The 18,854-nt window shown below is 71.4% G+C and carries 20 protein-coding genes; 5 read left to right on the forward strand and 15 right to left on the reverse strand.

The window, feature by feature from the left end:
* Positions 1 to 3 precede the first annotated feature (3 nt).
* The 14 genes from nuoK to BUE29_RS06560 form a co-directional block, all read right to left on the reverse strand.
* The gene (nuoK, locus tag BUE29_RS06495) at positions 4 to 303 is read right to left on the reverse strand and encodes an NADH-quinone oxidoreductase subunit NuoK (protein WP_073387829.1); all 300 of its coding nucleotides are present in this window, start codon (positions 301 to 303) and stop codon (positions 4 to 6) included.
* Positions 300 to 1,109 (reverse strand): NADH-quinone oxidoreductase subunit J, encoded by an 810-nt coding sequence (locus tag BUE29_RS06500; RefSeq protein WP_073387832.1) that lies wholly within the window; start codon positions 1,107 to 1,109, stop codon positions 300 to 302. Before BUE29_RS06500 ends, nuoK begins: the two co-directional genes overlap by 4 nt.
* Positions 1,099 to 1,647 carry an NADH-quinone oxidoreductase subunit NuoI gene (gene nuoI, locus BUE29_RS06505; RefSeq protein ID WP_407657318.1) on the reverse strand — a complete coding sequence of 183 codons (549 nt, stop codon included), beginning with the start codon at positions 1,645 to 1,647 and terminating at the stop codon, positions 1,099 to 1,101. Before nuoI ends, BUE29_RS06500 begins: the two co-directional genes overlap by 11 nt.
* 145 nt (positions 1,648 to 1,792) lie before the next feature.
* Positions 1,793 to 3,112 (reverse strand): NADH-quinone oxidoreductase subunit NuoH, encoded by a 1,320-nt coding sequence (gene nuoH / locus BUE29_RS06510; RefSeq protein WP_073387835.1) that lies wholly within the window; start codon positions 3,110 to 3,112, stop codon positions 1,793 to 1,795.
* Positions 3,112 to 5,541 (reverse strand): NADH-quinone oxidoreductase subunit G, encoded by a 2,430-nt coding sequence (locus BUE29_RS06515; protein WP_073387837.1) that lies wholly within the window; start codon positions 5,539 to 5,541, stop codon positions 3,112 to 3,114. The genes nuoH and BUE29_RS06515 overlap by 1 nt, the downstream gene beginning before the upstream one ends.
* Positions 5,542 to 5,572: 31 nt before the next feature.
* Positions 5,573 to 6,862, reverse strand: a complete 1,290-nt coding sequence (gene nuoF, locus BUE29_RS06520) for an NADH-quinone oxidoreductase subunit NuoF (protein WP_073387840.1) — start codon at positions 6,860 to 6,862, stop codon at positions 5,573 to 5,575.
* 3 nt (positions 6,863 to 6,865) lie between these two features.
* Complete coding sequence (gene nuoE, locus BUE29_RS06525; protein ID WP_073387843.1) at positions 6,866 to 7,801, reverse strand: NADH-quinone oxidoreductase subunit NuoE; 936 nt, start codon at positions 7,799 to 7,801, stop codon at positions 6,866 to 6,868.
* Positions 7,801 to 9,123, reverse strand: coding sequence for an NADH-quinone oxidoreductase subunit D (locus BUE29_RS06530; protein WP_073387846.1), 1,323 nt, complete (start codon positions 9,121 to 9,123; stop codon positions 7,801 to 7,803). The genes nuoE and BUE29_RS06530 overlap by 1 nt, the downstream gene beginning before the upstream one ends.
* Positions 9,120 to 9,872 carry an NADH-quinone oxidoreductase subunit C gene (locus BUE29_RS06535; protein ID WP_084180793.1) on the reverse strand — a complete coding sequence of 251 codons (753 nt, stop codon included), beginning with the start codon at positions 9,870 to 9,872 and terminating at the stop codon, positions 9,120 to 9,122. Before BUE29_RS06535 ends, BUE29_RS06530 begins: the two co-directional genes overlap by 4 nt.
* A gap of 4 nt (positions 9,873 to 9,876) precedes the next feature.
* Entirely contained in the window at positions 9,877 to 10,416 is a 540-nt protein-coding gene (locus BUE29_RS06540; protein ID WP_073387851.1) for a NuoB/complex I 20 kDa subunit family protein, read from the reverse strand.
* A 6-nt stretch (positions 10,417 to 10,422) separates the two neighbouring features.
* Complete coding sequence (locus BUE29_RS06545) at positions 10,423 to 10,785, reverse strand: NADH-quinone oxidoreductase subunit A (RefSeq protein ID WP_073387854.1); 363 nt, start codon at positions 10,783 to 10,785, stop codon at positions 10,423 to 10,425.
* An 89-nt stretch (positions 10,786 to 10,874) separates the two neighbouring features.
* Positions 10,875 to 12,188 (reverse strand): geranylgeranyl reductase family protein, encoded by a 1,314-nt coding sequence (locus tag BUE29_RS06550; protein WP_073387857.1) that lies wholly within the window; start codon positions 12,186 to 12,188, stop codon positions 10,875 to 10,877.
* Positions 12,189 to 12,338: 150 nt separating this feature from the next.
* The gene (locus BUE29_RS06555) at positions 12,339 to 13,370 is read right to left on the reverse strand and encodes an endonuclease domain-containing protein (RefSeq protein WP_073387860.1); all 1,032 of its coding nucleotides are present in this window, start codon (positions 13,368 to 13,370) and stop codon (positions 12,339 to 12,341) included.
* A 113-nt stretch (positions 13,371 to 13,483) separates the two neighbouring features.
* Positions 13,484 to 15,019: an MFS transporter gene (locus tag BUE29_RS06560; protein WP_073387863.1), complete on the reverse strand. Its 1,536-nt coding sequence runs from the start codon at positions 15,017 to 15,019 to the stop codon at positions 13,484 to 13,486.
* Between the two features lie 148 nt (positions 15,020 to 15,167).
* On the opposite strand from BUE29_RS06560, the gene BUE29_RS21865 reads away from it, so the two are divergent.
* The gene (locus BUE29_RS21865; RefSeq protein WP_073387866.1) at positions 15,168 to 16,187 is read left to right on the forward strand and encodes an Lrp/AsnC family transcriptional regulator; all 1,020 of its coding nucleotides are present in this window, start codon (positions 15,168 to 15,170) and stop codon (positions 16,185 to 16,187) included.
* Positions 16,188 to 16,211: 24 nt separating this feature from the next.
* Here BUE29_RS21865 and BUE29_RS06570 read toward each other — a convergent pair whose 3' ends face one another.
* Complete coding sequence (locus BUE29_RS06570) at positions 16,212 to 16,571, reverse strand: FKBP-type peptidyl-prolyl cis-trans isomerase (protein WP_073387869.1); 360 nt, start codon at positions 16,569 to 16,571, stop codon at positions 16,212 to 16,214.
* Positions 16,572 to 16,759: 188 nt separating this feature from the next.
* Between BUE29_RS06570 and BUE29_RS06575 the strand changes: the two genes are divergently transcribed.
* The 4 genes from BUE29_RS06575 (at position 16,760) to BUE29_RS06590 (ending at position 18,610) form a co-directional block, all read left to right on the forward strand.
* Entirely contained in the window at positions 16,760 to 17,218 is a 459-nt protein-coding gene (locus tag BUE29_RS06575; RefSeq protein ID WP_073387872.1) for a GNAT family N-acetyltransferase, read from the forward strand.
* Positions 17,219 to 17,281: 63 nt separating this feature from the next.
* Positions 17,282 to 17,833, forward strand: coding sequence for a L,D-transpeptidase (locus BUE29_RS06580; protein ID WP_073387875.1), 552 nt, complete (start codon positions 17,282 to 17,284; stop codon positions 17,831 to 17,833).
* Entirely contained in the window at positions 17,833 to 18,240 is a 408-nt protein-coding gene (locus tag BUE29_RS06585) for a cupin domain-containing protein (protein ID WP_073387885.1), read from the forward strand. Before BUE29_RS06580 ends, BUE29_RS06585 begins: the two co-directional genes overlap by 1 nt.
* Positions 18,241 to 18,316: 76 nt before the next feature.
* Positions 18,317 to 18,610: an STAS domain-containing protein gene (locus tag BUE29_RS06590; protein WP_073387886.1), complete on the forward strand. Its 294-nt coding sequence runs from the start codon at positions 18,317 to 18,319 to the stop codon at positions 18,608 to 18,610.
* Positions 18,611 to 18,854: the final 244 nt, after the last annotated feature.

Genomic DNA, 18,854 nt, shown 5'->3' on the forward strand with positions numbered 1-18,854 from the left:
CTCCTAGTACTTCAGCAGGTTGGCGTCGTCGACCGACGCGGACCTGCGGGTTCGGAAGATGGCCATGATGATCGCGAGCCCCACGACGACCTCGGCGGCCGCGACGACCATGACGAAGAAGGCCATGACCTGCCCCTCGAGATTGCCGTTGATCCGCGAGAACGTGACGAGCGAGAGGTTCACGGCGTTGAGCATCAGCTCGACCGACATGAACACCACGATCGCGTTGCGGCGGACGAGCACGCCGACCGCGCCGATCGTGAACAGCGCCGCGGACAGGATCAGGTAGTACGACGGGTTCATTTCGTCGTCGACCTCGCTTCCGCGTCGCTGTAGTCGCTCGGGTCGAGCACGCCGGGGACGCCCTCGTAGGGCGGGAACTCCTCGTGGCCGACCATCGTCGACTCGTGCGAGATGGTGCCGTCGGGCAGCAGCGCGGGCGTGCCGATCGAGTTGCCGGTGGACAGCACGCCGGGTCCGGGCAGCGGCTGCGGCCGGCCGCTGCGGATGCGCTCGCGGGCGAGCGACTTCTGCGTGGGCTTGCGACCCTCGCGCTCGATGTGGGCGAGCACCATGGCGCCCACCGCGGCGATGATGAGCAGCGCCGACGTCAGCTCGAACACGAACAGGTACTTCGTGAACAGCAGCTGCGCGATGGAGTTGACGTTGCCGCCGTTCGCGTTCGCCGCATCGAGATCGGCCGGTGTCTGATCGCCCTCGAACGCCTTCGCGATACCGATCGCGACGAGCAGGGCGAACGCCAGCCCGAACAGCGCGGCGGCCCACCGCTGACCCCGCAACGTCTCGACGATGGAGTCCGACGAGTCGCGGCCCACCAGCATGAGGACGAACAGGAACAGGATCATGATCGCGCCGGTGTAGACGATGATCTGCACCAGACCGAGGAACGGTCCCTGCTGGATCACGTAGAACGCGCCCAGGCTCATCATCGTCGCGACGAGCGACAGCGCCGAGTGGATCGCGTTGCGGAACAGCACCATGCCGACCGCGCCGGCCAGCGAGACCGGCCCCAGGATCCAGAACGCGACCGCCTCGCCCAGCGGGACGGTGCCGTTCGTCAGCGGCGCCGCCAGCAGCTCAACTGCCATGGTGCTGCCCCATCCGGTTGGCGTGGCCCGTGATCGGCCTGCCCGCGACGTTGGCCGTGCTCTGCGGCTCGCCCTGCTGCAGCGGCGCCTGCGAGCGGCTCGCGTAGTAGTCCTTCTCGTCGTCGCCGAGCCGCATCGGGTGCGGCGGCGCCTCCATGCCGGGCAGCAGCGGCGCCATCAGCTGTTCCTTGGTGTAGATCAGCTGCTGGCGGTCGTCGAGGGCGAGCTCGTACTCGTTGGACATCGTGAGCGACCGCGTCGGGCAGGCCTCGATGCACAGCCCGCAGAAGATACAGCGCAGGTAGTTGATCTGATAGACCTTGCCGTACCGCTCGCCGGGCGAGAAGCGCTGCTCGTCGGTGTTGTCGCCGCCCTCGACGTAGATCGCGTCGGCGGGGCAGGCCCATGCGCAGAGCTCGCAGCCGACGCACTTCTCCAGGCCGTCCGGGTGCCGGTTCAGCACGTGCCGGCCGTGATAGCGCGGCTTGGTGCCGTAGTAGTCGAACGGGTACTGCTGCGTGTAGACCTTCTTGAACATCGTCGAGAAGGTGAGCCCGAAGCCCTTGGCGAAGCCGGCGACGCTCCCGGTCGGCTCGGGCAGCGGGGCCGCCTTGCGCGGCGTGACGCCGGCGCCCGGCTCCAGGGCCGACGACCCGTGCGGGGTGTTCGCGGGGACTGCTGAGTCAGACATCGGTGTCATCGCCTTCGATCTCGGCGGGGCGGCGGCGGACCCCGGCCGTGGCCAGCGACCGCGGCGGTGTGGGAACGACGAGGTCCATCGGGGGCGTCGGGAAGGTGGGCTCGTAGCGGGCGTGGTCGTCCTCGTCGTCCTCGAGGTCGGCGGCGCGGCGCGCGGACGCACCGTCCCACACCATCACCGCCGGGATGACGATGACGAACAGCACGATGGCCAGTGGCACGAGCGTGGCCTGCCAGGCCGGCCAGCCGCGGTCGCGCAGCACGTGGATCGCAGTGACGGCGAGGATCCAGACCAGGTTGATCGGGATGAGCGCCTTCCAGCCGAACGCCATGAACTGGTCGTAGCGCAGCCGGGGCAGCGTGCCGCGCAGCCAGACGAAGACGAACAGGATCGCGATGACCTTGGCCGTGAACCACAGGATCGGCCACCAGCCGGCGTTCGCGCCGTGCCAGAGCGACAGCGGCACCGGGGCGCGCCAGCCGCCGAGGAACAGCGTGGTGGCGAGCGCCGAGACGGTGACCATGTTGATGTACTCGGCGAGGAAGAACATCGCGAACTTGAACGAGGAGTACTCGGTGTGGAAGCCGCCGACGAGCTCCGACTCGGCCTCGGGCAGGTCGAACGGGGCGCGGTTCGTCTCGCCGACGACCGACACCGCGTAGATCGCGAACGACACGATCAGCGGGATGACGTTCCAGAGGTGGTTCTGCTTGGCCACGATGCCCGACGTGGACATGGTGTCGGAGAAGAGGAACACCGCCACCATCGACAGACCCATGCCGACCTCGTAGGAGATCATCTGGGCCGCCGAGCGCAGCCCGCCGAGTAGCGGGTAGGTCGATCCGGACGCCCAGCCCGAGAGCACGATGCCGTAGACGCCGAGCGACGAGCAGGCGAAGACGACGAGGACGCCCACCGGCAGGTCGGTCAGCTGCAGCGCGGTGTGGTGACCGAAGATCGACACCTCGGGCCCGAACGGGATCACCGAGAAGGCGAGGAAGGCCGGCACGGCCGAGACGATGGGCGCGATGTAGTACACCGGCTTGTCGGCCAGGACCGGGATGATCTCTTCCTTGAAGGCGAGCTTCATGCCGTCGGCGAGCGACTGCAGCACACCCCACGGGCCCACGCGGTTCGGCCCGATGCGGTTCTGCATCCGACCGACGACCTTGCGCTCGAAGACGATGGTGAACAGCGTCATCAGCACCAGGTAGACGAAGACGCCGAGCACCTTGAGCGCGGTGAGCCAGATCGGCTGGTCACCGAAGCCGGGCAGGTTCTGCCCTGCTGCGAGAACGTCCATCACTGCGCCTCTCCGACGACCGGCGGGGCATCCGTCCGGACGAGCGTGACGGTGGCGCCGGCGACGGCACCGAGGCCGGTGCGCACCGAGCACTCCCGGGCGTTGGTCGGCAGCCACACCACGCGGTCGGGCATGAGCTCGACCTTGCTGGGCAGCACCAGGGCACCGCGCTCGGTCGACACCGAGAGCAGGTCGCCGTCGACGATGCCGACCTCCGCCGCGGTGGCGGCACTCACCCGCGCGAAGACCGGCTTGGCCGTCCCCGCGAGGTGCTCGTCGCCGTCCTGCATGCGGCCGGCGTCGATGAGCTCGCTCCACGTGGCGAGGACGGCCTCGCCCGCGGCGGCCACCGGTGCCGGCGACGGCGCGACGGCCGGTGCCGCCACGCGCGACACGGCCGGGCCGAGACGCAGCAGCTCCGCGCGCGCGGCCTCGACCGACGCGAGGTCCAGGCGGACGTCCAGCTCCTCGGCCAGCGCGTCGAGGACGCGGGCGTCGCTCATGGCGCCGGTGCCGGCGATCGTCAGCTCGAAGGGGCGGCGACGCCCCTCCCAGTTCACGAAGCGGCCGGCCTTCTCGGTGACCGGGGCGACCGGCAGCACGACGTCGGCGTGGGCCGTGACGGCGCTGTGACGGATCTCGAGGCTGACCACGAAGCCGGCGTTGGCGAGGGCCTGCTCGGCGAGTGCCGGGTCGGCGGTGTCGGTCGGCTCGACGCCGCCGACGACGAGCGCGGCGAGTGCGCCCTCGGCGGTGGCACGCAGGATGCCGTCGATGTCGCGGCCGGGGCGGGTCGGGATCGCGGCGCCCCACACGCCCTCGACCTCGGCGCGCACGACGGCGTCGGTGAGGTCGCGACCGCCCGGCAGCAGCGTCGGGAGCGCGCCGGTGTCGATCGCGGCGCGCTCGCCCGCGCGCCGGGGGATCCAGGCCAGGCGGGCGCCGGTCTCGGTGGCGAGCCGGACGGCGGCGCTCAGCGCGCCGGGCGAGGTCGCGAGCCGCTCGCCGAGCAGGATCAGCGCGCCCGGGCCGCCGAGCGCGCCGACGACGTCGCCCGGAAGGGAGTCGAGGGCCTCGCCCTCGGCACCCGGCACGGTCGGCAGCAACGTCCCGGCCAGCTTGGTCAGCCCGCGCGAGGCGTACGCGGCGAGCGAGAAGACGCGGGCGCCGTGGTTGCGGCTGCCCTTGCGCAGCCGCAGGAAGACGCTGGCGGCCTCCTCCTCGGGCTCCAACCCGACGAGCAGCACCGCAGGGGCGTGCTCCAGGTCGGTGAACGAGACGTGCTCGGGACCGAGACCGGCGACGTGCGAGCCGAGGAACGCGAGCTCCTCGTCCGACACCGGCCGGGTGCGGGCATCGACGTCGTTCGTGCCGAGCGCGACACGCGCGAACTTCGCGTACGCGTACGCGTCCTCCTCGGTCAGCCGGCCGCCGGGAAGCACGCCGACGCCGCCGCGGTCCACGGCCTCGGCCAGACCCTGCGCGGCGCGCTCGAGCGCGTCGGGCCAGCTCGTCTCGACGAGCTCGCCGTCGGCGTTGCGCACCAGCGGGTTGAGGACGCGGTCGGCCTGCTGGAGGTACTGGAAAGCCCAGCGACCCTTGTCGCAGTTCCACTCCTCGTTGACCTCGGGGTCGTTGCCGGCGAGCCGACGCGTCACCTTGCCGCGGCGCCAGTCGGTGCGCTGGGCGCAGCCGGACGAGCAGTGCTCGCAGATCGAGTCGGTGGACTGCAGGTCGAAGGGCCGGGCGCGGAAACGGTACGAGGCACTGGTCAGCGCGCCCACCGGGCAGATCTGCACCGTGTTGCCCGAGAAGTAGGACTGGAAGGGCACCTCCTCGGAGGTGCCGATCTGCTGCTGGGCACCGCGCTCGAGCAGGTCGATGAACGGGTCACCGGCGATCTGCAGCGAGAACCGGGTGCAGCGCTGGCACAGCACGCACCGCTCGCGGTCGAGCAGGACGTTGGACGAGATCGCCACCGGCTTGGGGAAGGTGCGCTTGGTCTCGTGGAAGCGGGAGTCGGCGCGGCCGTTGCTCATCGCCTGGTTCTGCAGCGGGCACTCGCCGCCCTTGTCGCAGATCGGGCAGTCGAGCGGGTGGTTGATGAGCAGGAGCTCCATGACGCCCTGCTGCGCCTTGTCGGCGACCGCCGAGGTGAGCTGCGTCTTGATGACCATGCCCGGCATGACCGTGGTGGTGCACGACGCCGCGGGCTTGGGCATGCCGCGGCCGTTGCCCATGTCGGTGACCTCGACGAGGCACTGCCGGCACGCACCCGCGGGGTCGAGCAGCGGGTGGTCGCAGAAGCGCGGGATCGAGATGCCGAGCTGCTCGGCGGCGCGGATGAGCAGCGTGCCCTTGGGGACGGAGATCTCCAGGCCGTCGATGGTGACGGAGATGAGGTCCTCTTTGGCGGGTGCTTCGGTCATGCTCTTCCCTCGTCCTTCGCGCGCGCGCTCATCAGTGGGCCCCGGCGAGCGCGCGGTTGCCCGCGTACGGGCAGCCCTGGTTCTCGATGTGCGCGATGTACTCGTCCTTGAAGAACTTGATCGACGACGACACCGGGCTCGTCGCGCCGTCGCCGAGCGCGCAGAAGGACCGGCCCAGGATGTTGTCGGACAGGTCGAGCAGCGTCTCGAGGTCCTCGTCGGTGCCCCGGCCGGCCTCGAGCCGGTCGTAGATGCCGACGTACCAGTACGTGCCCTCGCGGCACGGCGTGCACTTGCCGCAGGACTCGTGGCGGTAGAACTCCGACCACTTCTTCACCGCGCGGACGACGCAGTCGCCCTCGTCGAAGATCATGACGGCGGACGTCCCGTTCATCGAACCGGCCTTGACGGCCTCGTCGAAGTCGAGCGGGGTGTCGAGGTGCGCCTCGGTGAACAGCGGGGTCGACGAGCCGCCGGGCGTCCAGAACTTGACGTCCTTGCCCCGGCTCATGCCGCCGGCGAGCTCGATGAGCTCGCGCAGCGTGGTGCCCATCGGCGCCTCGTACTGACCCGGGTTCGCGACCCGGCCCGACAGCGAGTAGATGCACGGGCCCGGCGACCCGGCCGGCCCCATCGCCTTGAACCAGTCGGCGCCGCCCAGCACGATGTAGGGCACGCTCGCGAGCGTGCCGACGTTGTTGACGACGGTCGGCGAGTCGTACAGGCCGTTGGTGGCCGGGAACGGCGGCTTGAGCCGCGGCTGGCCGCGACGCCCCTCGAGCGAGTCGAGCAGGGCGGTCTCCTCGCCGCAGATGTAGGCACCGGCGCCGCCGTGCACGACGATGTCGCAGTCGAAGCCCGAGCCGAGGATGTTCGTGCCGAGGTAGCCCTTCACCCGCGCCTCGTTGACGGCCGCGGTGACCCGACGGATCGCGTGGATCGCCTCGCCGCGGATGTAGACGAAGGCACGGTTCGCGCCGACCGCGAAGCAGGCGATGATGATGCCCTCGATCATCGAGTGCGGGTCGTTCATCATCAGCGGCAGGTCGCGGCAGGTGCCCGGCTCGCCCTCGTCGGCGTTGACCACGACGTACTTCGGCTTGGGGTTGTCCTTGGGGATGAACGACCACTTCATGCCCGTGGGGAAGCCGGCGCCGCCGCGGCCACGCAGGTTGGAGTCCTTGACCAGGGTCACGAGGTCGGCGGGCGCCATCGCGAGCGCCTTGCGCAGACCGGCGTAGCCGTCGAGCCGCTCGTAGTTGTCGAGCTTCCACGGCTGCTGGGTGCCGAAGCGCTTCGTCAGAACGGGACTGAGGCTCATGTCCTAGTCCTCCTTCTCGGTCTCGCTCGCCGGGTCCGTCGTGTTGCTCGGGTCGGACTCCGCGGTGTGCAGCGGCGCGTCGCTCTCGCTCGGGCCCTCGGTCTGGCCGTGGGTGACCGTGGCCGCCGCCTGCCCCTGCTGTGCGTCGGCCGAGGAGTCGACGGCGTAGGACGGTGCGGTGTCGCCCCGCCGGACGGCCAGCGCGACGCCGGCCTCGGTCGGCGTGCCGGTGCCGTTGGCCTCGGGCGCGAGCGTCGTCTCGTCGAACAGGCCGGCGATCTGTCGCTCGATCTCGCGGAAGGAGCACAGCGGCGCGCCGCGGGTGGGCGCGGGCCGCTCGCCGGACTGCAGCTGGCTGACGAGCGAGCGCGCGGTGCCGACCGACTGCTGGTCGAAGAACTCGTAGTTGACGGTGACGACGGGCGCGTAGTCGCAGGCCGCGAGGCACTCGGCGTGCTCGAGGGTGATGCGGCCGTCCTCGGTGGTCTGGTTGTTGCCGACCCCGAGCTGCGTCTTCAACGCGTCGAAGATCTCGTCGCCGCCGAGCATGCCGCACAGCGTGTTGGTGCAGACGCTGACGAGGTATTCGCCGGTGGGCTGACGCTTGTACATCGTGTAGAACGTCGCCACCGCGGCGACCTGCGCCTTGGTGATGCCCAGGACGTCGGAGCAGAACGCGATGCCGTCGGGCGTGACGTACCCCTGCTCTGACTGCACGAGGTGCAGCAGCGGCAGCAGCGCCGAGCGCGACTGCCCCTCGGGGTAGCGCGCGATGAGCTCCGCGGCGTCGGCACGGGTCCGGTCGGAGAACACCGACGGGTCGCCCGGGCGATCGAGGTTGATGACCGACGTGCGGAAGTTCGTCCGGTCGGTGTCGGAGTTCGTCGGCGCCGCCTGCGCGGGGGCGTCGGTGAAGCTCTTGTACTCGTAGTCCGGCATCAGCGATCACACCCACCCATGACGGGATCGATCGAGGCCACGGCGGCGATGACGTCGGCGACCTGGCCGCCGATCGACAGCGCCGCGACGGCCTGCAGGTTGATGAACGACGGCTCGCGGAAGTGCACCCGGTAGGGCCGGGTGCCGCCGTCGCTGACGATGTGCGCCCCGAGCTCGCCGCGGGGTGACTCGACCTTGGAGTACACCTGGCCCGCCGGGACGCGGAACCCTTCCGTCACCAGCTTGAAGTGGTGGATCAGGGACTCCATCGACGTGTTCATGATCTTCTGGACGTGCTCGAGCGAGTTGCCCATGCCGTCGGGGCCGAGGCTGAGCTTCGCCGGCCACGCGATCTTGGGGTCGTCGTGCATGGTCTCGCCCGGCTCGAGCCGTGCCAGCACCTGCTCGATGATCTTGATCGACTCGTGCATCTCGGCGACGCGGACGACGAAGCGCGACCAGCAGTCGCCGCGGTCGTCGGTCGGGACCTCGAAGTCGAAGGTCTCGTAGCCGAGGTACGGCTCGGTCTTGCGCATGTCCCACGGCAGGCCCGCGGCCCGCAGCAGCGGGCCGGTGATGCCGAGCGCGATGCAGCCCTCGACGCCGATCCAGCCGACGTCCTTGAGGCGGTTGATCCAGATCGGCTGGCCGCGCAGCAGGCGGTCGACGCCGACCAGCTCCTCGCGCTGCTCCTTGAGGAACTGGGCGAAGATCTCCTCGTAACCCTCGGGGAGGTCCTGCGCCACGCCGCCGGGGCGCACGAACGCGTGGTTCATGCGCAGCCCGGTGACGGCCTCGAGCACGTCCAGGCAGCGCTCGCGTGCCCGGAAGCCGTTGGTCATCGCGGTGAGCGCACCGAGCTCCATGCCGCCGGTGGCGAGCCACACCCAGTGCGACGAGAGGCGGTTGACCTCCATCATCAGCACCCGGATGAGCTGCGCGCGCGCCGGCGCCTCGATGCCGAGCAGCCGCTCGACACCCAGGCAGTACGCCGTCTCGTTGAAGATCGGGGAGAGGTAGTCGGCCCGGGTCAGGAACGTGACGCCCTGCGTCCACGTCCGGTACTCGGTGTTCTTCTCGATGCCGGTGTGCAGGTAGCCCACCACGACGCGCGCGTCGGTGACGGTCTCGCCCTCGAGCTCGAGCACCAACCGCAGCACGCCGTGCGTCGACGGGTGCTGCGGCCCCATGTTGATGACGAGCTTCTCGTCGGCGATGGGGTCGGTGCCGCCGAAGACCTGGTCCCAGTCGCCACCGGTGAGGTTGTAGACGCGACCTTCGGTCGTCGCGCGTGACGGCGCGTAGTCGTCGGTGGTGCTCATTTGTAAGCCCTCCGCTCGTCCGGCGGTGGAATGGTGGCGCCCTTGTACTGCACGGGGATGCCGCCGAGGGGATAGTCCTTGCGCTGCGGGTGGCCGTCCCAGTCGTCCGGCATCAGGATGCGGGTGAGCGCGGGATGGCCGTCGTAGACGATGCCGAACAGGTCGAAGGTCTCGCGCTCCTGCCAGTCGGCGGTCGGGTAGAGCCCGGTGAGCGAGGGAACGTGCGGGTCCTCGATGCTCACCGCGACCTCGAGGCGGACGCGGCGGCGGTAGGTCATGGACGTCAGGTGCGCCACCGAGTGCAGCCGGTGGGCCGAGCCCAGGTAGTCGACACCGGACACGCTGGAGCACAGCTCGAAGCGCAGGTTCGGGTCGTCGCGCAGTGCCGTGGCCACGCCGAGCAGGTGGTCGCGCTCGACCTGCAGCGTCAGCTCACCGCGATCGACGACGACCTTGCGGACCGCTTCGCCCGCGTGGGCGTAGGCCTCGAAGAGGGCGTCGACGACCTCGTCGAAGTAACCGCCGTACGGCCGTTCGGCCGGCGGCGGCGTCCACGGCTCGCGGACCAGACCACCGAAGCCGGAGGTGTCACCGCTGCCGGCGACGCCGAACATGCCGTGTCGCTCGACGCCGTACGGGGAGTCGGCCTTGTACGCGCCACCCGTGCCGACCGTCGCGCGCGCGATGTCGGCCGCGCCCTGCTCGGGGGCGGAGTCGTCGGGGACGGGGCGCTCCGTGGGGCTTGCCACCGTCCTACCGCCCGTACTTGTACGACGACGGCACGAGCTCGACGGTCTGGTCGGCGAGCTTCGCGGCACGCTTCGGGCCCAGCGGCTCGTTCATGATCTTGTGGTGCAGCTTGAGGATCGCGTCGATGAGCATCTCCGGCCGCGGCGGGCAGCCGGGCAGGTACATGTCGACGGGGACGACGTGGTCGACGCCCTGGACGATCGCGTAGTTGTTGAACATGCCGCCGCTCGACGCGCACACGCCCATCGCGAGCACCCACTTGGGCTCGGGCATCTGGTCGTAGATCTGGCGTAGCACCGGCGCCATCTTCTGGCTGACGCGCCCGGCGACGATCATCAGGTCGGCCTGCCGCGGCGACGGGCGGAAGACCTCCATGCCGAAGCGGCCGGAGTCGAATCGCGGCGCGCCGAAGGTCATCATCTCGATGGCGCAGCAGGCGAGACCGAACGTCGCCGGCCACAGCGAGGACTTGCGCGTCCAGTTGACCAGCTTCTCGACGCTGGCCAGCAGGACGCCGTCCGGCAGCTTCTCTTCTAGACCCATGGCTTATCAGTCCCAGTCCAGTCCGCCGCGGCGCCAGACGTAGGCGTACGCGGAGAACACGGTGACGATGAACAGGATGATCTCGACCAGCCCGAACAGTCCGAGCGCCTTGTTCGACACGGCGTAGGGGTACAGGAAGATGATCTCGATGTCGAAGACGATGAACAGCATCGCCGTCAGGAAGTACTTGATCGGGAACCGCTGCGGGCCGAGCGGCTGCTCCGTCGGCTCGATGCCGCACTCGTAGAAGTCGAGCTTGGCCTTGTTGTAACGCTTCGGCCCGGTGAACGGGGCGATGGCGACCGAGAAGAACGCGAAGCCGAAGGCCAGTGCGAACAGCAGGACGATCGGCAGGTAGGGCGCGAGCATCTAGCGCTGCTCTCCCTTCTCGGACGGAATCGGGGGGCGCGAACCCCAGGCTATCCCCGCACTCAGGCGGAACTTGGGCTTAGGCATGCCTAACGGACCGCCGGGGTCAGCTTGGTGAGCGCGGTGATGACGCGGTCGGAGACGTCCCCGTCGTGCGGGTCGGTCAGGTTCGCCAGCAGTTTGAGGACGAACCGCATCAGCGCCGGGTGGGGCAGGCCGTGGCGGGTGCACGCACGCATGACGGCCGGATTGCCGATCAGCTTCACGAACACCGCCCCGAGCCGGTAGTAGGCGCCCCACTCCTCGCGCATGCGCGCCGGGTACTGCTGCAGCGCGCGCTCACGGCTGGGGCCGTCGGGCCGGGCCAGCGCCTGGACGGCAGCCTCGGCCGCGTACTTGCCCGACTCCATCGCGTAGGGGATGCCCTCGCCGTTGAACGGGTTCACCGAGCCACCCGAGTCGCCGACGATGAGCAGGCCGTCGACGTAGTGCGGGGTGCGGTTGAAGCCCATCGGCAGCGCGGCGCCGCCGGTCTTGCCCACGGCGTTCTCCTCGCGCAGGCCCCACTCCTCGGGAGTGTTGTCGAGCCAGCGGGTCAGCATGGCGCGGTAGTCGGTCTTGCCGAAGCCGCTGCTGGAGTTCAGCACGCCCAGGCCGGCGTTGACCGTCCCGTCGCCCATGCCGAAGATCCAGCCGTAACCGGGCAGCAGGTCGGACTCGTTGGGCTTGCCGTCCCAGAGCTCCAGCCACGACTCGAGATAGTCGTCGTGCGTCTTCGGGCTCGTGTAGTAGCGGCGGACGGCCACGCCGAGGGGGCGCTTGTCGTTGCGGTGCACGCCGAGCTTCTGCGCGAGCTTGCCGCTGACGCCTTCGCAGGTCAGCACGAGCGGCGCGCGGAAGGTGACCGGCTTCTTGTCCGCCGTCCGACCGGTGACGCCGACGACGCGACCGGTCGCGTCCTGGATCGGGTCGGTGACGCTGGTGCGCTCGTAGAGTCGCGCACCGGCCTTGACCGCCTGCTCGGCCAGCATCGCGTCGAGGTCGGCGCGAGGCCGGACCAGTCCGAACGGCGGGAAGCTGGTGAGGTCGGGCCAGTCGAGGTGCAGCCGCTGACCGCCGCCGATGACGCGCAGTCCGCGGTTGTGCAGCCAGCCGTTGGCCTCGCTGACGTCGATGCCCATGTCGACGAGCGCGCGGGTGCCGCGGGGGGTGAGGCCGTCGCCGCACACCTTCTCGCGCGGGAACTCGGTCTTCTCGATCAGGGCGACGGACAGGCCCGCGCTCGCCAGCCAGTACGCGGCGCTGCTGCCCGCCGGACCCGCGCCGACGACGATCACGTCGGCGTCGTTGCCTTCATCGGCGGTCAGCGACTCGGGGCGGACCTCCGCCGTGGGGACCGACATGCTGGGGGGCTCCTGCCGAACGGGGAAGAGTTTGTGAACGCTTTCACGAGCGCTCCGGCGGGGAGTCTACGCCGCATCTGGCCGTCGTCCTGCCCCTCGGCGTGGCCGCGTTAGCAACCCCGAGCGCGACCACGGCGAAGGGCAAGCAGGTCACCGTGGGGCCAGCGCCGCTCTCAGCCTCGCTGCCGTGACGGGCCAGTGCCGCAGCACGTCCTCCCACAGGATGCGCTCGACCCGCCAGCCCCGCGAGCGCAGCGCGTGCTCGCGCCGCTTCTCGCGCCACAGCGCGTCGGCGGTGTACTTGTCGCGGCCATCGGCCTCGAGGACCAACCGCTGCTCGGGCCAACAGAAATCGACCCGGTAGCCGCCGATCACGTACTGCAGCCGGGGTGACGGGAACCCGGCTCGACACAGCGCGAGGCGCACCACCGACTCGAGGGGCGATTCGGCCAGGGGGTCGGCCAGGCCCAGCACGGCGCGCGCCTGGCGGACGCCGGGCCAGCCGAGCGCGCCGGCCAGTGCCCGATCGATCGCGGCCACGGTGGCCACCCGCTCGCGCAGCGCGGAGTCGGCCGCCATGATGCCGCCGCGCGCATCGTGACGGGCGAGGTCGACGAGGGTCCGCGCCACCGTGGTCACCGGTACCCCGAACCACGACGTCACCTCCGCGTCGGACAGCCCTGCGCCGTACGCGTGCCCCGCCGCGCGGCGCCCGAGGCCGAGGCGCGCCGGCGCCAGCAGTTCGGGCGCCGTCGGCAATCGCAGGACCGGCAGGCCGTGCAGGACGGCTGAGCTCGCCGCCGCGACGACGTGCTCACGGCGGCCACGGCACAGCGCCGCCGCGTGGAGGGCGTGCCGCCGCCGTGCGTCGAGTCGCACGTCGCCGGACCCCACGACACGCAACGGCGCCACCGTCCCCCTGGCCGGGATCGACCAGTCGCCCCGACAGACGGCCGCCCGGGCCGCCGAGCGGGTCACCCCCAGGGCGGCGAGCTCGGCGGTGGTGAGGACGAAGCCGCGGCCGGCCGCCGTACGGAGCGGTTCCCCGGCGCCGCGCGCCGCCGCGTGCCACCAGCTCTGCCACTGCCGAGCCGGACCCGGTCCCGGCCTCCCGGGACCACCGGGAACGGCGTCGACGAGGACGTGGTCCAGGTACCGATCGGGGTCCGGGAGCCCACCCATGCCGGCGATCGTGACGCGTCGAAGGAGCGGAGCAGAGGTTGTCCACAGCCCCCATCCGCGCTTGCCCCGCGGTGTGGCCGCGATCAACCGCGCCGCAACGGCCACGGGGAGGGTCAGGCGGGGGCGGCGTCCAGCTCGTCGGCGCCGAGCGCCGCCGGCTCGTGGCGACCCGCCTCGGCCGGCGGGCGGACGAGGACGAACACCGCCAGTGCGGCGAGGACGCCGAGGACGCCGGAGACGAGCAGCGTCCACTGCACGCCCTGGACGGAGGCGGCGTGGATCGCGTCGTCGAGCGCGCCGCGCACGGCCGCCGGCGCCTGGGCCAGGACGCCGTGCGCCTGACCGCCCGAGACCGCCCGCGAGACCGCGTCCGACGCCGGCACCCGGTGGTCGGCGAGGACGTGGGCCGAACGCGCCGCGAACACCGAGCCCAGACCGGCGATGCCGAGCGCGAAGCCCAGCTGCCGGGCGGTGTTGACCGCCCCAGCCGCCATGCCGCCGCGCTGCACCGGCACCGCGCTCATCGCCGCCGAGCTCAGCGTCGGCGTGGCCAGCCCGACGCCCACGCCGACGAGGAAGAACCCGGGCAGCAGCGCGGGCCAGGTGGCGCTGCCGTGCACGAGCATCCCGCCGAGCAGGCCGCCGAGCCCGATGAGCAGCAGGCCACCCCCGATGATCGGGCCGGGACGGGTGCCGTGCAGGAAGCGGCCGATCGCCGCGGACACGCCGAAGGACGCGAGCGACAGCGGCAGCCCCACGAGACCGGACTCGATGGGGCTCAGCCCGACGACCGACTGCAGCCAGATCGTCGTGTACGTGAACGACGCGAACGCACAGAGCGTGACGAACATGCCGGCCAGCAGCACCCCGACGAAGGGACCGTTGCGCAGCAGCGACAGGTCGAGCATCGGTGCCCGGGTCCGCAGCTCGACGGCGACGAACACCGCCAGCAGCACCGGCGTGGCCACGAGCCAGCCCCAGCTGCCGACCTCGCCCCAGCCGTTCTCGTTGGCCTCGATCAGACCGTAGGTCAACGAGGCCGCCGCCGCCGTGAACGCGACGATGCCGGGCACGTCCACCCGAGCGCGCACCGGCGCGTGCGAGTCGCGCAGCACGACGACGCACAGCGCGATCGCGACGAGGCTGACCGGCAGGTTGACGAAGAAGATCCAGCGCCACGAGACGCCCTCGGTGAGCAGGCCGCCGACGATGGGGCCGACCGCGGCCGACGCGCCGGCCACCGCCCCCCAGATGCCGTACGCGGTGCCGCGGTCGCGGCCGTGGTAGCTGCTGTTGAGCAGGGCGAAGGTCGTCGCGAACATCGCCGCGGCGCCGAGCCCCTGGACGGCCCGCGCCGCGACCAGGGCGCCGGCGTTCGGCGCGAGCCCGCACACCAGCGACGACACCGCGAAGAGCCCCAGCCCGGCGATGTAGGCCCGCCGGTGCCCCACCAGGTCGGCGATCGAGCCGGTGCCCAGCACGAGCGCGGCGAGCACCAGCGCGTACGCGTCGACCACCCACTGCAGCGACGCGAACGAGGTCTGCAGATCGGTGGCCATGTCGGGCAGCGCGACGTTCACGATCGTCACGTCGATGAGCAGCATGAACGTGCCCAGGCACACCGTGAGCAACGGCAACCACTTGCGCATGTCGGGTCCTTCCCCAGTCGTCCTCTTCACCGTCCCGACGAGCACGAGGCACCGGGATCGACGAACCGCGGACCACTATCGGCCCGGGGTCGGACGCCGGACGCACCGAATTGCCGTCGTGTGGCGGAATCCGCCACAATCGACGGTCATGTTGTCCGAAACCGCCAGCATCGATGTCGTCGATGCGCAGATCATCCGCTGCCTGCAGCTGTCACCGAGGATCCCGTTCCGTACCGTGGCCGACATCCTCGCCCTGTCGGAGCAGACCGTGGCGCGCCGGTACCGGCGGCTGGTCGGCGGCGGGATCGTGCGCGTCACCGTCGTCCTGCGGCCGACCGCGTTCGGGCAGACCAACTGGACGGTGCGCACCAAGTGCCGTCCGAGCGGCGCGGAGTCGCTGGCGCAGGCGCTCGCCCGTCGCGACGACGTCAGCTGGGTGACGCTCGCCGCCGGCGGTGCCGAGGTGCTGTGGGTGCTGCGCGCCCGCTCGCAGGAGTCGCGCGACGAACTGCTGATGCACCGCCTGCCCCGCTCGGCGCCGGTGCTCGACATCAGCGCTGCGATGCTGCTGCACCGCTACGTGGGGGTGGGCACGTCACCCGCGGACGACTGGGCCGGGCTCGCCGACCTGCTCGACGCGCAGCAGGCTGCCGCCGCCACCGCGACGATGGCGCTGCGCCCGTGCGCCGAGGACCGTCGCTTCGAGTTCCGCCCCGGCGACACGGCGATGCTCGACGTGCTGAAGGCGGACGCGCGCGCCTCCTACGCGACCCTGGCCGACGCCGCGGGCACGACCGAGGCACGCGCGGCGCGACGGCTGCGCACGCTGGTCGAGGACGGCGCCGCCTACCTCGACGTCGACATCGCCCTGGCGGCGATCGGGATGCACGCGTCGGCGACGCTGTGGCTGACGGTGCCGCCGTCCCGGCTGCACGCCGCGGGCACCGCCCTCGCCTCGGCCCCGGAGGTGGGTTTCGCCGGCGCGGTCACCGGGCCGCAGAACCTCATGGCGAGCGTGGTGTGCCGCGACGTCGAGCACCTGTACCGGATGGTGACCGAGACGGTCGGCGCGATCGAGGGCGTGCAGAGCCTGGCCATCAGCCCGGTGTCGCGTCAGCTCAAGCAGGCCGACGCGCTCGTGGACGGCGACCGGCTCGCCGTGAGCTGACCGGTGCGGCCCCCGAGGGTGCTGCTACTTGACGTCGAGCAGGTCGATCACGAAGACGAGCGTCTTGCCCGAGAGCCGGTGCCCCGCGCCCGCCGGACCGTAGGCCTTCGCCGGCGGGATGGTGAGCTGGCGGCGACCGCCGACCTTCATGCCGGGAATGCCCTCCTGCCAGCCCTGGATGAGCCCCTGCAGCGGGAACTCGATGGACTGGCCGCGATTCCACGAGGCGTCGAACTCCTCGCCGGTGTCGAACTCGACGCCGACGTAGTGCACCTCGACCCGGTCGCCGGGCTTGGCCTCGGTGCCGTCGCCGACGGTGAGGTCCTCGACGACGAGGTCGGCCGGCGGTTCCCCGCCCGGGTACTCGATCACTGGCTTGGTCATGACCCCATCCAACACGACGCGGCCCCGGCGCGGTCGGCCCCATCCCAGCGCGGCACGCGGCGTGGTTGGCCCCATCCCAGCGCGGCACGCGGCGTGGTTGGCCCCACGCCAGCGCGGCTGACCGGCCGTCGCGACCGCGCCCGCGTGGGGCCAACCGGGTTCGCCCCGTCGTCTGCCAGGCTGCGCGGGTGAGCCCCGACCCGCTGCCCGCCGTGCACGACGGTCTGCTGCGCGACCTCGACCCCGTCGTCCTCTACCGCATCCTGGCGCTCCGCTCGGAGGTCTTCGTGCTGGAGCAGGACTGCGTCTACCTCGACCCGGACGGCCGCGACGCCGAGGACGACGCCCGGCAGTTGTGGATCGCCGACGAGGACGGTGCCGTCCTCGCCACCCTGCGGCTGTTGCGCGATCCCGACGGCACCGCCCGCATCGGCCGCGTCGCCACCGCTTCGGCGGCACGCGGCCGGGGGTCGGCCGCCCGGTTGATGACTCGCGCGCTCGAGCTCGTGGGCGACGGGGAGACCGTGCTGGAAGCGCAATCACAGCTGGCTGATTGGTACGGCCGATTTGGATTCGGGCGTGCCGGTGCCGATTACCAAGAGGACGGCATCCCGCACACGCCGATGCGGCGACCGTCGACCCGGTGACGACGACCCGCCGTCGCGGGCCGTCCCGCCCCTAGACTGCGGCGATCCGAGAAGGAGGCTCCCGTGCGCGCATGGCTCGTCGCCCTGCTGGCGGTGGCGCTCGCCGCCGCGGCCGGGGCGACGCTGTCGGTCATGACCTCGCCCGCGTCGGGCGCGCAGCGACAGGCCGCCACCGAGCGCCAGGTCGCGGCGAGCACCGCGAGCACGCCGAAGAAGTCCAGGGCGTGCCCGAAGCTGTCGGGCAAGACCATCGACATCGACATCAGCCGCCAGCTCGCCCGGATGTGCGCGTCCGGCCGGCTGGTGCGCACGACCCGCGTCACGACCGGGGCGAGCGCGCATGGCTACGCGACCCCGCGCGGCACCTGGCGCATCTCCGCCAAGCAGCGCGACACCACGCTGCATCCCGCGGCCGGCGGCGCTTACCCGGTGAAGTACTGGATGCCCTACGACGGCGCGTACGGCCTGCACGACTCGTCCTGGCAGACGTTCGCCTACGGCAGCCAGAAGTACCGCACCCGCGGCTCGCACGGTTGCACGCACGTCCCGGCGAAGACGATGGCGTGGCTGTACCGCTGGGCACCGGTCGGCACACGCGTGCGGATCCACCGCTGATGACCACGCTGGACCCGCGGGCGCTCGGCATGCAGCCCCACCCCGAGGGCGGGTGGTACCGCGAGACGTGGCGGCACGAGGCGACGGTCGAGACGCCCGCCGGCACGCGCCCGCTCGCCACCTGCGTCGCCTTCCTGCTCGAGCCGGGACAGCACTCGGCCTGGCACCGCGTCCGCTCGCCCGAGCTGTGGCTCTGGCAGGGCGGCGGGGCGCTGCTGCTCACCGTCGGCGGCACCGCCGACGCCCCCGTGGCCGGCGCCGAGGTGCGGCTGGACGTCGGCGGCCAGCACCTGGTGCAGGGCGAGGAATGGCAGACCGCGCGCCCCGCCGGGGCCGAGGCGGTCCTCGTCGCCTGCGTCGTGTCGCCCGGTTTCGACTTCGCCGACTTCAGCCTCGCGCCGGCGTGAGCGGGGTGCCACGACCGTGTCCAGCACGCCGAACGACCCTGTCGACGCCCGACGACCGCCCGATAGGGTCGCGCGCGTGAGTTCGCAGCGCGTCACGATCGTCGACCTCGCGGGCGAGATCGACATCCGCACCGCGTCCGAGGCCCAGGCCAAGGTCAGCTCCGCGCTCACGGCCGAGACGCCCGAGGTCCTGATGCTCGACCTGACCCAGGTCAGCTTCCTGGACTCCGTGGGCATCGGCTTCCTCGTGGGGCTCAACCAGCAGGCGCAGGATGTCGGCGTCGCGCTGCGGCTGCGCAACCTGCAGCCCCAGGTGCACCGGGTGCTGGCCGCCACCGGCCTCGTCGGCGTGCTGCAGATCGAGCAGTAGCGACCGCCGACCCGAACTCCGCGCGACAACGAAGAACCGCCCCGCCGCTCGCACGAGGCGAGTGGCGGGGCGGCCACGTTTCGGCAGGCTGCGGCGGGTATCTCCGTTGTTCCCCCGATCAACGGGTTCGCGCAGACACGAGCGTCGGAACGCTCGAGGCCGGTGCTGAGTCTTTCCAGATACTGGCACCGAACTGCCTAACAAAAACCTTACACAAGGTCGGGCGGGGGCGCAACCCCTGATT

This window comes from Jatrophihabitans endophyticus, from assembly GCF_900129455.1.
GTDB classification, from domain to species: domain Bacteria; phylum Actinomycetota; class Actinomycetes; order Mycobacteriales; family Jatrophihabitantaceae; genus Jatrophihabitans; species Jatrophihabitans endophyticus.